At 67.1% G+C, this 13,106-nt stretch carries 13 protein-coding genes and 2 tRNA genes; 7 read left to right on the plus strand and 8 right to left on the minus strand.

Features of this window, described 5'->3' with window-relative positions; genetic code table 11:
• Positions 1–841, minus strand: an 841-nt coding sequence (locus Q4C89_RS11090; RefSeq protein WP_303102676.1) for a LysR substrate-binding domain-containing protein, incomplete at its 3' end; no start/stop codon positions are given.
• A gap of 83 nt (positions 842–924) precedes the next feature.
• Here Q4C89_RS11090 and Q4C89_RS11095 point away from each other — a divergent pair.
• The 7 genes from Q4C89_RS11095 (at position 925) to ftsZ (ending at position 9,019) form a co-directional block, all read left to right on the plus strand.
• On the plus strand, positions 925–1,695 hold the full coding sequence (locus Q4C89_RS11095) for an AIM24 family protein (RefSeq protein ID WP_303102677.1): 771 nt from the start codon (positions 925–927) through the stop codon (positions 1,693–1,695).
• Between the two features lie 105 nt (positions 1,696–1,800).
• Positions 1,801–2,991 carry an undecaprenyldiphospho-muramoylpentapeptide beta-N-acetylglucosaminyltransferase gene (gene murG / locus Q4C89_RS11100; protein ID WP_303102678.1) on the plus strand — a complete coding sequence of 397 codons (1,191 nt, stop codon included), beginning with the start codon at positions 1,801–1,803 and terminating at the stop codon, positions 2,989–2,991.
• On the plus strand, positions 2,984–4,450 hold the full coding sequence (gene murC / locus Q4C89_RS11105) for a UDP-N-acetylmuramate--L-alanine ligase (protein WP_303102679.1): 1,467 nt from the start codon (positions 2,984–2,986) through the stop codon (positions 4,448–4,450). Before murG ends, murC begins: the two co-directional genes overlap by 8 nt.
• Positions 4,447–5,334, plus strand: a complete 888-nt coding sequence (locus tag Q4C89_RS11110; RefSeq protein WP_303102680.1) for a UDP-N-acetylmuramate dehydrogenase — start codon at positions 4,447–4,449, stop codon at positions 5,332–5,334. The genes murC and Q4C89_RS11110 overlap by 4 nt, the downstream gene beginning before the upstream one ends.
• 52 nt (positions 5,335–5,386) lie before the next feature.
• Positions 5,387–6,331 carry a cell division protein FtsQ/DivIB gene (locus tag Q4C89_RS11115; RefSeq protein WP_303102681.1) on the plus strand — a complete coding sequence of 315 codons (945 nt, stop codon included), beginning with the start codon at positions 5,387–5,389 and terminating at the stop codon, positions 6,329–6,331.
• The gene (ftsA, locus tag Q4C89_RS11120; protein ID WP_303102682.1) at positions 6,328–7,815 is read left to right on the plus strand and encodes a cell division protein FtsA; all 1,488 of its coding nucleotides are present in this window, start codon (positions 6,328–6,330) and stop codon (positions 7,813–7,815) included. The genes Q4C89_RS11115 and ftsA overlap by 4 nt, the downstream gene beginning before the upstream one ends.
• Before the next feature lie 91 nt (positions 7,816–7,906).
• Positions 7,907–9,019, plus strand: coding sequence for a cell division protein FtsZ (ftsZ, locus tag Q4C89_RS11125; RefSeq protein WP_303102683.1), 1,113 nt, complete (start codon positions 7,907–7,909; stop codon positions 9,017–9,019).
• 49 nt (positions 9,020–9,068) lie between these two features.
• On the opposite strand, the gene Q4C89_RS11130 is transcribed toward ftsZ, so the two are convergent.
• The 7 genes from Q4C89_RS11130 to Q4C89_RS11160 form a co-directional block, all read right to left on the minus strand.
• Positions 9,069–10,034: an endonuclease/exonuclease/phosphatase family protein gene (locus tag Q4C89_RS11130; RefSeq protein WP_303102684.1), complete on the minus strand. Its 966-nt coding sequence runs from the start codon at positions 10,032–10,034 to the stop codon at positions 9,069–9,071.
• A gap of 55 nt (positions 10,035–10,089) precedes the next feature.
• On the minus strand, positions 10,090–11,094 hold the full coding sequence (gene pfkA / locus Q4C89_RS11135) for a 6-phosphofructokinase (protein ID WP_303102685.1): 1,005 nt from the start codon (positions 11,092–11,094) through the stop codon (positions 10,090–10,092).
• A gap of 60 nt (positions 11,095–11,154) precedes the next feature.
• Positions 11,155–12,024, minus strand: coding sequence for a 16S rRNA (cytidine(1402)-2'-O)-methyltransferase (rsmI, locus tag Q4C89_RS11140; RefSeq protein WP_303102686.1), 870 nt, complete (start codon positions 12,022–12,024; stop codon positions 11,155–11,157).
• Positions 12,014–12,232 (minus strand): hypothetical protein, encoded by a 219-nt coding sequence (locus tag Q4C89_RS11145; RefSeq protein ID WP_303102687.1) that lies wholly within the window; start codon positions 12,230–12,232, stop codon positions 12,014–12,016. The genes rsmI and Q4C89_RS11145 overlap by 11 nt, the downstream gene beginning before the upstream one ends.
• Positions 12,233–12,308: 76 nt before the next feature.
• Positions 12,309–12,740, minus strand: a complete 432-nt coding sequence (locus tag Q4C89_RS11150; RefSeq protein WP_303102688.1) for a hypothetical protein — start codon at positions 12,738–12,740, stop codon at positions 12,309–12,311.
• 92 nt (positions 12,741–12,832) lie between these two features.
• Positions 12,833–12,906: transfer RNA gene (locus tag Q4C89_RS11155), tRNA-Gly, on the minus strand.
• Between the two features lie 60 nt (positions 12,907–12,966).
• Positions 12,967–13,043, minus strand: a tRNA-Pro gene (locus tag Q4C89_RS11160).
• Between the last annotated feature and the right edge of the window lie 63 nt (positions 13,044–13,106).

Consider the following 13,106-nt stretch of genomic DNA (forward strand, 5'->3'; position numbering starts at 1 on the left):
CGCTGGCCTCGCCCGGCCCCTCGCGCCGCCACACGGCCACGATGTCCACCACCGGGGCGTCCTCGACCGGGCGGTAGACCACCCCCGGCAGCGCCAGCCGCGAGAAGAACTCCATGGGCAAGAACACCCCCACCCCCGCCGCCACCAGCGACAGCAGCGTGGGAATCTCTATGGCTTCCTGCACCACGTTGGGCGTGAATCCGGCCCCGGCGCACCAGTGCATGACCTGGTCGAAATAGGTGGCCCGCAGGTAGCGCGGAAAAAACACGAAATCCTCGCCCGACAGGTCGGCGATCCGCAGCCGTTCCCGCGCCGCCAGGGGGTGCGCGGCGGGCAGGGCCACCACCAGCCGCTGCCGCCACAGCGGGCGCGAGTGCAGCGCCGGGTCGCGCACGGGCAGCAGCAGCAGGCCCACATCCACCTGCCCGCCGCGCAGCGCCGCTTCCTGCTCCTGCGCCGTCAGTTCGCGCAGGTGGACACTGACCGCCGGGTACAGCTCGCGAAAGCGCCGCACGATTTCGGGCAGCCCCCCGAACGCCAGCCCACTCACGAAGCCGACAGTCAGCCGCCCGACCTCGCCCCGCGCCGCCCGCTGTGCCCGCTCGACGGCCTGGGCAGCCTGGGCCAGTGTCGCCCGCGCCCCGACCAGAAACTCCTCGCCCGCCGGGGTGAGTTGCACGCGGCGGGTGGTGCGGCGCACGAGTTGCACGCCCAGCTCTTCTTCCAGCGTCCGAATCGAACTGCTCAGTGCCTGCTGCACCACGAAGACGCGCTCGGCGGCCCGCCCGAAATGCCCTTCTTCGGCCAGTGCGACGAAATGGCGGAGGTGACGCAGTTCCATGTCGCGCCCATTCTGGCGCAGGTGGTTCCGTCCGAAGCTCTGCGTGGAACCTTTATGGGGCCAGCCGCGTATGGGAAGCCAAGATGACCTACTCCAACGGTGACGGTAGCTACTCCCTGCGCGACTTTCTCGCCAAGACCGCCGAACGTGACAACCCCGGCGACGTGTTCGAGCTGGAATCGAGCAAGATGCTCGAAGTCAAGGTGAGTGGGCGCGTCTGGAGCAAGTTGGGCGCGATGGTGGCCTACAAGGGCAACCTGACCTTCAAGCGCGAGGGCACCCTGGAAGGCGGCCTGATGAAAGCCTTCAAGCGGGCGGTCTCGCAGGAAATGTCGCCGCTCGCCAAAATCGAGGGGCGTGGCGTGGCGTACCTGGCCGACCAGGGCAAGGAAATTCAGATTCTGCGGCTGTCGGGCGAAAGCCTGAACGTGAACGGCAACGACCTGCTCGCCTTCGAGGACTCGGTGCAGTACGACATCACCATGCAGCGGCGCGTCGCGGGCATGGCCGCCGGGGGGCTGTTCAGCGTGCGGGTGCAGGGGCACGGGCTGGTCGCCATCCTGTCGCACGGCAAGCCGCTGACCCTGCGCGTGACCCCGCACGAGCCGCTGTTTACCGACCCCAACGCCACGATCGCCTGGAGCGGCAACCTGCAACCGCAACTGCGGATGGACAGCAGCCTGCGCTCCATGATCGGGCGCGGCGGCGGCGAAACCTACCAGATGGTGTTTCAGGGCGACGGCTTCGTGGTGGTGCAGCCCTACGAAGAATTCGAGGCCGGAATGCTGGGGGGCGAGAGCGGCGGTCACTCGCACTCACGCGGCGGGCTGGACATTGGCGACCTGTTCGACTGAAGGCAGATGGCAAATGGCAGAGAGCGGATGGCAGGTGGCTTTTAGCTCTCCGCTCTCTGCTATCAGCCCTCTGCTCTGCGCCGCACACTGCTACACTCACTCCTGATGAGTCTGGTGGTCATGGCAACTGGGGGGACGGGTGGACACATTTACCCCGCCGTCGCTACCGCACACGAACTTCGGGAACGCGGCTATGACGCGGCCCTGATGGGCCAAAAAGGTGGGATGGAAGAGCGCATCGCCGAGCGCGAGGGGCTGACCTTCTACGGCGTGGACGCAGGCAAACTGGCCCGCAGCGGTCAGGGCCGCCCCGACCCCCGGCAACTGCTCAAGGCGGCGCAGGGGCTGGGGCAGGCGCGGCGCACCCTGGCGGGCCTGAAACCGGCGGCGGTGGTCGGCTACGGCGGTTTCGCCAGTTTGCCCGGTGTGCTGGCCGCCCAGAGCCTCGGCATTCCCACCGTGCTGCACGAGCAAAACGCCCGACTGGGCCTGACGCAGCGGCTGGCCGTGGGCCGCGCCCGTGCGGTCGGCACGGCTTATACCCAGGTCATCGGCCTCGACCCCCGCAAGGCCACGATGGTCGGGATGCCCGTGCGCGAAGACAGAATGCCCCGCGCCGAGGCGCTGGCGGCGCTGGGTCTGCGCGACGGCCCCGTCACCATTTTGATTATGGGCGGCTCGCAGGGGTCGCTCTACCTCAACCAGAAACTTCCCGACATTCTCTGGCGGCTGTTCGGCAAGGTCGGCAAGCTGCGCGGCAAGGGCGACAGCGTGCCGCCGATTGACCTCGACCTGCGTGGCCCCTACCTCATCGAGAATGAGCGCAGCCGCGAGATACAGGTCATCCACGCCACCGGCCCGCGCTGGCTGGAAGAAGTGCAGCCCAAGGTCGCCAACCTGCCCTGGTATCACGTCACCGGCTATGTGGACGCGGTGGCGGCCTGGTCGGTGGCCGACCTCGCCATCACACGCGGCGGCACGGGCACGCTGGCCGAAGCCGCCTTTCATGGCGTGCCGCTGATTATGGTGCCGCTTCCCGAATCGGCGGAGAACCACCAGTACCACAACGCCGTCGCCGTGCAGCAAGCGGGCGCGGGCCGGGTCGTCGAACAAAAGGACGTGCCCGAGCAGATGGGAAAGGTGGTGTTAGAGTGTGCCGCACCGGGAACACGCGCCGCCCTGCGAGACGCGGCCCAGAAACGCGCCCGCCCCGGCGCTGCCGCCCGCTTCGCTGACCTCATCGAAGTGCAGCTTCAGCCCCAGCGCCGCGCTCCCACTCCTGACTCCCATGACTGACTCTGCCTCCCCAACTCCGGCCCCGTCCTCGCCTTCCCTCCAGTCTTCCTCTGCGCTGCACTATCACCTGCTCGGCATCGGTGGCATCGGCATGAGTGCCTTTGCCCGGTTGCTGCGGGCCAGGGGGCACCGGGTCAGCGGCTGCGACCAGAACCTCAGCGCCCAGACGCGGGCCTTGGAAGCCGAGGGCATTGCTGTCGCGCACGGTCACGACGCCTCGCATATCGCGCGCTTTGGCCCGGTGGACGTGCTGGTGGCCTCCGAAGCGGTGCCCAAGACCCACCCCGAACTGGTCGCCGCCCGTGACGCCGGAGTCGAAATCCGGCCCCGCATGGCGCTGATGGGCGAACTGCTGCGCTCCGGCCCCAGCGTGGGCGTGATCGGCACCCACGGCAAAACGACCACCACCAGCATGATTGCCGTGGCGCTGATGGGCGCGGGCCTCGACCCCTCGGCTTTCGTGGGCGGCAACGTGCAGGAATTCGGCGGCGGCAACGCCCGCTTTGGCCTGGGGCCGTTCGTCGCTGAGGTGGACGAGTCCGACCGCCGCTTTGCGGAGCTGGGCTGTCAGACCGCCGTGTTCACCAATGCCGAGGACGACCACGTGGGCGGCGAGCAGGCGACCTACTGGAACACGGTGGAGGAGCAGCACGCTGCCTTCGCTCAGTTCGTGGCGCAGTCGGAGCGGGTGCTGTACTGCCTGGATTGGGCGCGGCCCCCCGAACCCGGCACCAAGCAGCGCCCGCTGGACGAACTGTGTGGTCAGGCCAAAGAGACCCTCACCTACGGACAGCATCCCCAGGCCGACTACCGCGCCGTCAATCTGCGCCCCGACGCCGACGGCACCACCTTCACGGTGGAGTACCGGGGCGAGGTGCTGGGCGAGGCCCGCGTTGACCTACCGGGCCACCACAACGTCCTCAACGCTTTGGCGGCGCTGGCAGTGGTTCATCTGTACGGCGGCGATTTCGGGCAGGCTGCCGCTGCGCTGGCACGGTTCCAGGGGCCGGGCCGCCGCTGGCAGCGCGTGGGCCAACTGTCAGGTGCCCTCCTGATTGACGATTACGCCCACAACGCCACCAAGGTCGCCTCGGCGGTGCAGGCCGCGCACCAGACCGGGCGGCGCGTGCGTGTGGTGTTTCAGCCGCACCGCTACCTGCGGACCAAGCAGAGCTGGCCCCAACTGGCCGACGCGCTGATGAAGGCCGACGAAGTGCTGCTGATGGACATCGCCGCCGCTTCCGAGGAACCCATTGAGGGCATTCACGCCCGGCTGATTCTCGACCGCATGGTGCAGGGCGGGCACGGCGGGGTGCGCTACCTGCCAGAGCGCGAGGACATCAAAACCTACCTGCGGCAGACGGCGGACGCGAACGACATCATCGTGACGATGGGCGCGGGCGACGTGTACCAGATTGCCCATGAACTGGCGGCTGAGGCCAAAGGGCAGGGCGCATGAGCCGCACTGGAGCGCGAGTCGAACGTCAACCGCTGGCCCGCTACACCACGCTGGGTGTCGGCGGCGAGGCCGAAATCTGGTTCGTGGAAACGCTGGAGCAACTCGCCGAGGCGATGGAGCAGCCTTACCGCGTGCTGGGCGGCGGCAGCAATCTGGTCATCTCCGACGCGGGCGTGCCCGAACGGGTCATTCGCCTGAGTGGGCCACTGGCCGAGCGCGACCTGACCCCCGACCCCGAGCTGTCCACCGACGCCGAAATCGTGACGGGCTGGGTCGGCGGCGGCGCACCCCTGCCGGGCCTGCTGCGGGCGCTGCAAAAGCTGGGCTGGAGCGGGCTGGAAGGCACGGTGGGCATTCCCGGTCAGGTCGGCGGCTCGGTGTGGATGAACGCCGGAACCCGTTTCGGGGAAATGTTCGACGGCCTGCACACCATCGAAATCGTGACGCCGCAGGGCGTGCGGCAGGTGTCGCCGGACGACCTCGCCTGGGGCTACCGCCACAGCGACATTCCCCGCAACCATGTGGTGTCGCGGGTGCGTCTTAAACTGCGGCCCTCCACGCCCGACGCCGTACAGGAGGCCATGAACCAGGCCGACCTCGCCCGCAAAGGCCAGCCCAAGAACAAGACGCCCGGCTGCGCCTTCAAAAATCCCACCCTGCCGGATGGTCACAAGGTCAGCGCGGGCAAGCTGATAGACGAGGCGGGTCTGAAGGGCACCAGGGTCGGCAACGCCATGATTGCTCCCGAACACGGCAATTTCATCGTCAACCTGGGCGGGGCGACGGCGGCGGACGTTCACGCCCTGCTGGGGCTTATCCGCGAGCGGGTCGGCGTGCCGCTGGAACTCGAATACGAACTTTGGCCCGCTGCCGACGCCACCTGAACGGGTTTGTAGGTCACAATAGAAGGGTGAAGACACCTCGCCGGGGTTGCCCATGAGCAGCGACCCTCCGCTCAACCGTCCCCCCGCACCGCCCGACGACCTGCCTGCCGAGTCGCCGCCGCCGCGCCCCCGCGTTCCCGGCGCGGGTGTGCCGGTGGTGGATTTTCAGTTGGATGACCTGACCTCCGGGGCGCCCTCCGAGGAAAAGCCGTCCTCCCGTCCCCGTTTTTTGCGCTCCCGTTCGGAACCGCGCCCGCCACCCGCCGAAGCCGCCCCCACCGCGCCGACGGAGGAAGTCACGCCAGAGGATGTCCCCCCGTCGCCCGCGCCCGCTGCGGCTCGCCCCGCCCGACGCCGCCGGGGTATCAAGCCGGGCTGGGTCGTCGTGTCGGGGCTACTGACTTTGGGGCTGCTGTTTCTGAGTTGGTCGCAGGTGCCGATCAAGACGGTGCAGGTGAGCGGCAACACCCACCTGACCAACGGCGAGGTGCGCCGACTCGCTGGACTCCCGCAGGACGAGTCGCCGTTTGGCTGGCTGTATTACGGCGCGTGGAAAGCCAAGGGACTGCTAGCCTCGCCCTGGATTGTCTCGGCAGAGGTGACGCGCCAGTTCCCTGACACGGTGATGCTGGCGGTCAGCGAGCGTCAGCCGTTCGCCCGCTGGCAGCGTCCCGGCGCAGGGGAGGTGCTGGTGTCTGAAGACGGCACGACGTTGCCCACCGGAGCGGGCATCGTGCCGGGCGACCTGGCCCGCTTGCCTGTGGTGACGGGCTGGGGGCCGGAGCGGTTGTCCGAAGCCCTGAGGCTCACGCGGGCCTTATCGCGCTACACTGTGCAATCGGTAACGTATACCCCGGCAGGCTTCACGGCGAAGACCGCCAGCGGCACGGCTTGGGGGGGCGACCTCGAAACCTTCGTCAAGTATGCTGGGAGCATCGGCATGTATCCAAACAAGAAAATTCACATTTACCCCTGGGGGGTGAGCGTCCAGGAATGAGGGAAAACACCATCATCGTGGGCCTGGACATCGGCACCACCAAAATCACGACGGTCATCGGCGAGGTTGCGCCCGACGGCACCATCGACATCATTGGTGAAGGCAGCGTTCCGAGCGAGGGGATGAAGCGCGGCAGCGTCATCAACCTGGAACGGGCGACCCAGGCCATCAAGCAATCGCTTCATGCCGCCGAGCGCGTCAGCGGCGTGCGGGCCTGGAACGTGTTCGTCAGTGTTGGCGGCAACCACACCAAGGCCATGACCAGCCACGGTCTCGCCGCCATCCGTCGCCAGCAGGAAATCAGCCCGCCCGACGTGGAACGCGCCATCGAGAACGCCCGCGCCGTGCCGCTCGACCCCAGCCTCGAAATCCTGCACACCATTCCGCAGGAATACGTGGTGGACGGTCAAGAGGGCATCAAGAACCCCGTCGGGATGCATGGCGTGCGCCTTGAGGTGGACGTGCATATCGTCGCCGGGGCGGGCGGGCCGCTGCTGAACCTGCGCCGCTGCGTGCAGGAAGCGGGGCTGCAAATCGAGGGCTTCGTGCTGCACTCGCTGGCCTCGGGCCTCGCCACCCTCGACCAGAACGAGCAGAACCAGACCACCGTGGTGGTGGATATGGGCGGCGGCACCACCGACATCGGCGTGTTCAAGCGGGGCAACTTGGCGCACTCGGCCAGCATCCCGATTGGGGGCGACCACGTCACCGCTGACCTCGCGCAAATCCTCAAGATTCCGATGGAGGAAGCCGAGAAGGTCAAGCGGCACTACGGCGCGGCGATTCCCGAACTGGCCGACCAGGAACTCACGCTGGAAATCACCACCGCGTCGGGTGCCACCCACGCCATCAGCGCCTACGAACTGTCGCGTGTGATTCGCCCCCGCGTCAGCGAGATCTACGGCCTGATTCGTGACGAAATCGACCAGGCGCTCGGCCCCGTCGAACTCGTGGCGCAGTCGGTGGTGCTGACGGGCGGCGGCGCCCAGTTGCCCGGCGCCGTCGAACTCGCCCGCGAACGCTTCCGCCTGCCCACCCGCCTGGGCCGCCCACGCGGCATCCAGGGCCTCAGCGACATCGTGGGCGACCCCGCCCATGCGTGCAGCGTCGGCATGGTGCTCTACGGCATCTCCCAAGACGGGCGCGTGCCGACGGGTCTGCTGGAAGACAGTGACTACGCCGAGTATCCGGGCCGCCATGACACCTACGGCTATCCGACGCAGGGCCAGGGCCAGCCCCAGGGCTACCCGGTGACGGGCAACATCCCTCAGGGACAGGTGGGCCAGCAGGGTTATCAGGGCCAGCAGGTTCAGGTCCAGACCTACCCGCAGGGCGCGCCGTCATCCACCCAGAGTCAGGTGTACACCGTGCCCCAGCAGTCGCAGGTGCTCGTGGACGGTCAGCCCCAGCAGCCGCCCAAACCCCAGGGGCCGAAAGTCGGCTTTATGGACAAGGTCAAGGCGCTGTTCCGCGACTGGTTCTGAGCCTCTTTCGCGTTTTCGTTAGAACTGTTCTGAAGCGTTCCACCCCGCAGGCGACCCAGGAGGGCGGGCGGGTTATCCAAGGAGAAGCAACATGCAAGCGGCCAGAATTCGTGTAATTGGCTTGGGCGGTGCGGGCAACAATGCCGTGAACCGCATGATCGAATCGGGACTTGAGGGCGTCGAGTTCATTGCGGGCAACACCGACGCTCAGGTGCTCGCCAAGAGCCACGCCGAAGTGCGGATTCAGCTCGGTGACCGCCTGACGCGCGGTCTCGGTGCGGGTGCCGACCCCAAAGTGGGCGAGGAAGCCGCCATCGAGGACCGTGACCGCATCAAGGAATACCTCGACGACACCGACATGCTCTTCATCACGGCGGGCATGGGCGGCGGCACCGGTACCGGCTCGGCTCCGGTCGTGGCGGAAATCGCCCGCGAAATGGGCATCCTGACCGTCGCCATCGTGACCCGGCCCTTCAAGTTCGAAGGCCCTAAGCGCATGCGCGTGGCCGAGGAAGGCATGAGCAAGCTTGCCGACCGCGTGGACGGCATGATCGTGGTCAACAACGAGAAGCTGCTGACCGCCGTGGACAAGAAGGTGTCTTTCCGCGAAGCCTTCCTGATTGCCGACCGCGTGCTGTACTACGGCGTCAAGGGCATCAGCGACGTGATCAACGTCGAGGGCATGATCAACCTCGACTTTGCCGACGTGCGTAACCTGCTCGCCAACTCCGGCACTGTCCTGATGGGCATCGGTGCGGGGCGCGGCGACAAGATGGCGGAAGAAGCCGCCATGAGCGCCATTCACTCGCCGCTGCTCGAGCGCGGCATCGAAGGCGCACGCCGCATTCTGGTCAACGTGACGGGCGGCTACGACCTGTCCATGACCGACGCCAACGAAATCGTCGAGAAAATCCGCGAAGCCACCGGATTCGAAGACCCCGACATCCTGTTCGGGATCACCCCCGACGAAGCGGCGGGCGACGAAGTGCGCGTCACCGTCATCGCCACGGGCTTTGGCGACAACAACTACGCGGCTCCCCTGGGCGGCGTGGCGGCCCCTGGGCGCGGCGGCTACGAGCAGGGCTACGGCAGCGGTCTGGTGCGCCCGGTGCGCGGTGGCCCCAGCGGTCTGGGCGCGGGCGGCAACTACGATCCCAAGGACTACGACATCCCCGCCTTCCTGCGTAACGTGGGCGGTCAGTAAGCCTTCTTCCTCAAATTGCTACAGCCGGAGCCAGTGCGCTCCGGTTTTTTTATGGCAGGGCGAGGCCGACCAGCACGGCGCGGTGGTCGCTGAGCGGCTCGGGCAGCGTTCTTACAGCGGTAACCCGTAACCCCCGCTCCCAGACGTAGTCAATGCGCGAGTGTCCAAAGCGGGCCGCGTGGGTGAAGCCGAAGCCCCGGCCCGCCACCGCGAAGCTGTCGCTCAGACCCAAAGCCCGTAAACCCGCTGCCAGTTCGCCGCGTGGAGACGCATTGAAGTCGCCTGCCAGTACCACTGGCCCTGCCGAATGTGCCACCTGTTCTGTGGTCAGGGCCAAGAAGTCTTGCCGTACCTTGAGCCGCCGTTCCACCCGCTGCCGCAGCGTGCGCCGCAGCCGCCGGTCACTGGCACTCGGTAATACGCCGTTGGTGGCGAGGTGGATGTTGTAGACCTCGACCACTTGCCGCTGCACTTTCAAGCGAGTCAGCAGCAGGGCGTGCGGTGAATGGGGGAAGAACACTGGAGTCGCCGCCTCGATAGGCCAGCGCGAAAGTGTCAGCAGTTCGTCGTGCTGCGCGAAATGCCAGCCGGGAAAAGCCGCCTCAACTTCACGGCGGTAGGTGTCGCCCGCCCGCTCACGGTTCAGGGCTTCCTGAAGAAGTACCACCGTCGCCCCTTCTCGCCGCGCCAGGGTTGCCACCCGCGCCGCTGGAGCCGAGGCGAAATCGGCGTTGAGGGTCAGGAGTCGCAGCGCCGGGGCCGACGTTTCCAGTGGGGCTTTGTTCCAGACCCACCCGCCCAGATGCACCAGCGCCAGGGCACAGAGCAGCAGACCGCCCACTTTGCCCCAGTGTCGCTGCCGCACAGCCCGCCAAGTCAGCCACAGCACAGGCAGCAGCCACAGGTGTGGCGGTACAAGGTCGAGCACCGACACCCACCACCACGTTTCGGAGTGGGTACGGACAAGAATTGCCCACCCCAGCGTCAGAAAAAGTGCAGGGAGCCAAACAGACATGCCGCCAGCCTACGCGGAGGGCAGGCGGGCGGCATCGGGCAAAAGGTGGAGGGGTTTACACGCTCAGCGTTTTGGCGCAGCGGTAGAGGTCACGGCTCACGTCCTTGCGTTTTTCCCAGGTTTCGTGCAGGGGCGTGTAGGTGATGCCGCCCGCCGTCCGGCCCACCATCACGCCCTTTTTGCCGTCCATCAGGGCGTAGACGGCAGCTTCACCCAGTCGGCTCGCCAGAATGCGGTCACTGCTGACCGGAGTGCCGCCGCGCTGGATGTGGCCCAGGATGCTGACGCGGGTTTCCATGCCCGTGCCTTCCTTGATGGCTTTGCCCACGGCTTCGGCTCCGCCCGCGTAGCCTTCCGCCACGATGATGATGCTCCCCTTCTTGCCCTTGGAGATGCTGTCGCGCACCACGTCCACGACGCTCTCGATGGGTTTTTCGTCCTCGGGGATAAAGACTTCTTCGGCCCCGCCCGCCACCGCCACGTCCAGCGCGATGTGTCCGGCGTGGCGGCCCATCACCTCAATCACGAAAATGCGTTCGTGGCTGGCACCCGTGTCGCGCAGCTTGTCCACCGCGTCCAGCGCAGTTTCGACTGCCGTGAAGTAGCCGATGGTGTGGTCGGTGCCGTACAGGTCGTTGTCGATGGTGCCGGGCACGCCGATGACCGGAATGCCGTGTTCTTCCTGAAGGTAATAGCCCCCGTGAAAACTGCCGTCACCGCCGATCACGATCAGGCCGTCCACGCCCCACTCGCGCAGCACGGCGGCTCCCTTGGCCCGGCCCTCGGGGGTGCGCCAGGTGCTGGAACGGGCCGTGAGCAGGATGGTGCCGCCACGCTGAATGGTGTTGGCGACGTCACGCGGCCCCAGCAGTTGCAGTTCGCCCCGGTGCAGGCCCGAAAAGCCGCGCCGGACGCCCACCACTTCGATGCCCTGCTGCGTCCCGGTGCGGACGACAGCGCGAATGGCGGCGTTCATGCCGGGAGCGTCGCCACCGCTGGTCAGGACGGCGACGCGCTTCACTCCGGCAGGGTTGGGATGGGCAGTTTGAATGTCAATCATGGCGTACCTCACCCTCTAGGGTAACGCGGGCACGTCACGGTGACGTTGTGCTGCCCCAATTCAGCCCGTCGCCTGCAACGCCAGCGCATAGGCTTCGTTTTTGCTTAGGCCCGCCGCCATCAGCCGGGCACGCAGGTCACGCGCACCCAGGCCCTCGGCAGCAAGCTGCGCCGCCAGCGCGGGGTAGTCGGGGGCGTCGGCCTCGGCTTCGGCGGCGCTGCGCCCGGCGACCACCACCACGATTTCACCCTTGACCGTTCCGGCAAAGTGGGCAGCCAGCTCAGCAAGCGGGCCGCGCCGCGTTTCCTCGAACTTCTTGGAGAGTTCGCGGGTCACACTGGCGGGCCGCGTTTCGCCGCAGGCCGCCCCCAGGTCGAGCAGCGTGGCGTGCAGGCGGTGGGGGCTTTCGTACAGCACGCTGGTTTCGGTACGGGACGCAATAGCCGACAGCCGCTCCTTGCGCTCGCGTCCACTGCGCGGCAAAAAACCCTCGAAGGTAAAGCGGCCCGTCGGCAGCCCCGACAGCACCAGCGCGGGCACGAAAGCGGTGGCTCCCGGCAGCACTTCTAGGGGCAGGTCGAGTTCGGCGGCGGCCTGCACCAGCTCGGCCCCCGGATCGCTGATGCCGGGCGTACCCGCGTCGGAGACGTAGGCGAGGCGGGGGTACTTTTCCAGCACTTGCGCGGCGCGGTGCATGGTGTGGGCGTCGAGCCTGACCAGCGGTTTGCCGATGCCGAGGTGCGACAGCAGCGCCCCGGTGCGGCGGGTGTCCTCGCAGGCGACGGCGTCGGCGGCCCGCAGCACCTCAATGGCCCGCAGCGTCAGGTCGCCCAGGTTGCCCACCGGGGTCGGCACCAGCCACACCCGCGCCCCTTCCGGTAGGTCAGACGGGTCGAATTCGGCCTGCTCGGGCAGCGGGTCAGTCGTCATCGGACTCGGTGGGGTGGCTGTGCAGGGCCAGACGCGGCGCGGGCTTGATGCGAATCTTGACCTTGCGTGAACTGCGAATCACGTTGGTGATGCGGGCACGCAAAAGCTCAGTCTCGCCCACGGTCACGGTCACGGCGGTGCCTTCGGGCAATCTGGCCCCGATGACCACGACGACGCCGTTTTCGACGACGCCTTTGTAAGCCCTCATTCGACTCTCCAAGGCAGCAATCCGGTCATTCCGTCTCTATTGTGCCTGTTCGGGAGGGCGGGCAAGTGAAATCCGTTCACCCTTTGACTTCCCGCTGCGCCCGCCGCTTGCGCCGCTCGGCCTGGCTCAGGGCTTCCTGGAGGGCCATCAGTTCGGATTCACGCGCTCCGCCCAGGCGCGAGTAACGGTCAATGACCTCGGCGGCTTCTCGCCTGCGCCCCAGCCGCAGCAGCAGGCGGCCCAGGTGTTCACCGTCCACGAAGTAGGCGCGGGGGTCTTCAGGGTCAGCCGCCATCTGGGCGCGGGCCTGCGCCAGTCTCGCCAACTGCTGCGAGTGCCGACCCACCTGCCAGCGCACCAGATAGGCCGTGACGCCGAAAACCAGCAGCGCCCCCAGCACCGTCGCGCCCAGGGCTGCGGGAATCCCCAGCCAAACCCCCAGCTTGACCGTGATGGGAAAACAAAAGGCCAGCACCATCATCACCGCCAGCGTCGCGGCATAGTTCATGCGGTGCCTCTCGGTTGGAACATGGCGGCTAGTGTAGACCATTGATGCGGGCAAACGCCAAAAAAAAGCTCCCCGCCAAAGGGGGGAGATATTGGAGCGGGATCACGGATTCGAACCGAGGCCAGAAGCTTGGAAGGCTGCTGTGCTACCACTACACCAATCCCGCATGGGTTTTTCCCGCGAGGGGGAGACGCGAAGCGACCACCGCTAGAGCGGCAAGGCCAGTTGGTCGAGGCGACTGGATTCGAACCAGCGACCCCTTGGTCCCAAACCAAGTGCGCTACCGGCCTGCGCTACGCCTCGTCCGTGCTTCGCGCCCTAGGACTATAGCAGAAAGTCGGGCGAGCGGCGCAAGTGCAGCGGGGC

It is taken from the genome of Deinococcus sp. (assembly GCF_030523985.1).
GTDB lineage: Bacteria > Deinococcota > Deinococci > Deinococcales > Deinococcaceae > Deinococcus.

Coding starts and splice junctions, on each gene's coding strand:
- ftsA (WP_303102682.1), top strand. CDS start 6,328: ATGAGGGAAAACACCATCATCGTGGGCCTGGACATCGGCACCACCAAA.
- ftsZ (WP_303102683.1), top strand. CDS start 7,907: ATGCAAGCGGCCAGAATTCGTGTAATTGGCTTGGGCGGTGCGGGCAAC.
- murG (WP_303102678.1), top strand. CDS start 1,801: ATGAGTCTGGTGGTCATGGCAACTGGGGGGACGGGTGGACACATTTAC.
- Q4C89_RS11110 (WP_303102680.1), top strand. CDS start 4,447: ATGAGCCGCACTGGAGCGCGAGTCGAACGTCAACCGCTGGCCCGCTAC.
- Q4C89_RS11130 (WP_303102684.1), bottom strand. CDS start 10,034: ATGTCTGTTTGGCTCCCTGCACTTTTTCTGACGCTGGGGTGGGCAATT.
- Q4C89_RS11095 (WP_303102677.1), top strand. CDS start 925: ATGACCTACTCCAACGGTGACGGTAGCTACTCCCTGCGCGACTTTCTC.
- Q4C89_RS11145 (WP_303102687.1), bottom strand. CDS start 12,232: ATGAGGGCTTACAAAGGCGTCGTCGAAAACGGCGTCGTCGTGGTCATC.
- murC (WP_303102679.1), top strand. CDS start 2,984: ATGACTGACTCTGCCTCCCCAACTCCGGCCCCGTCCTCGCCTTCCCTC.
- Q4C89_RS11115 (WP_303102681.1), top strand. CDS start 5,387: ATGAGCAGCGACCCTCCGCTCAACCGTCCCCCCGCACCGCCCGACGAC.
- Q4C89_RS11150 (WP_303102688.1), bottom strand. CDS start 12,740: ATGAACTATGCCGCGACGCTGGCGGTGATGATGGTGCTGGCCTTTTGT.
- pfkA (WP_303102685.1), bottom strand. CDS start 11,094: ATGATTGACATTCAAACTGCCCATCCCAACCCTGCCGGAGTGAAGCGC.
- rsmI (WP_303102686.1), bottom strand. CDS start 12,024: ATGACGACTGACCCGCTGCCCGAGCAGGCCGAATTCGACCCGTCTGAC.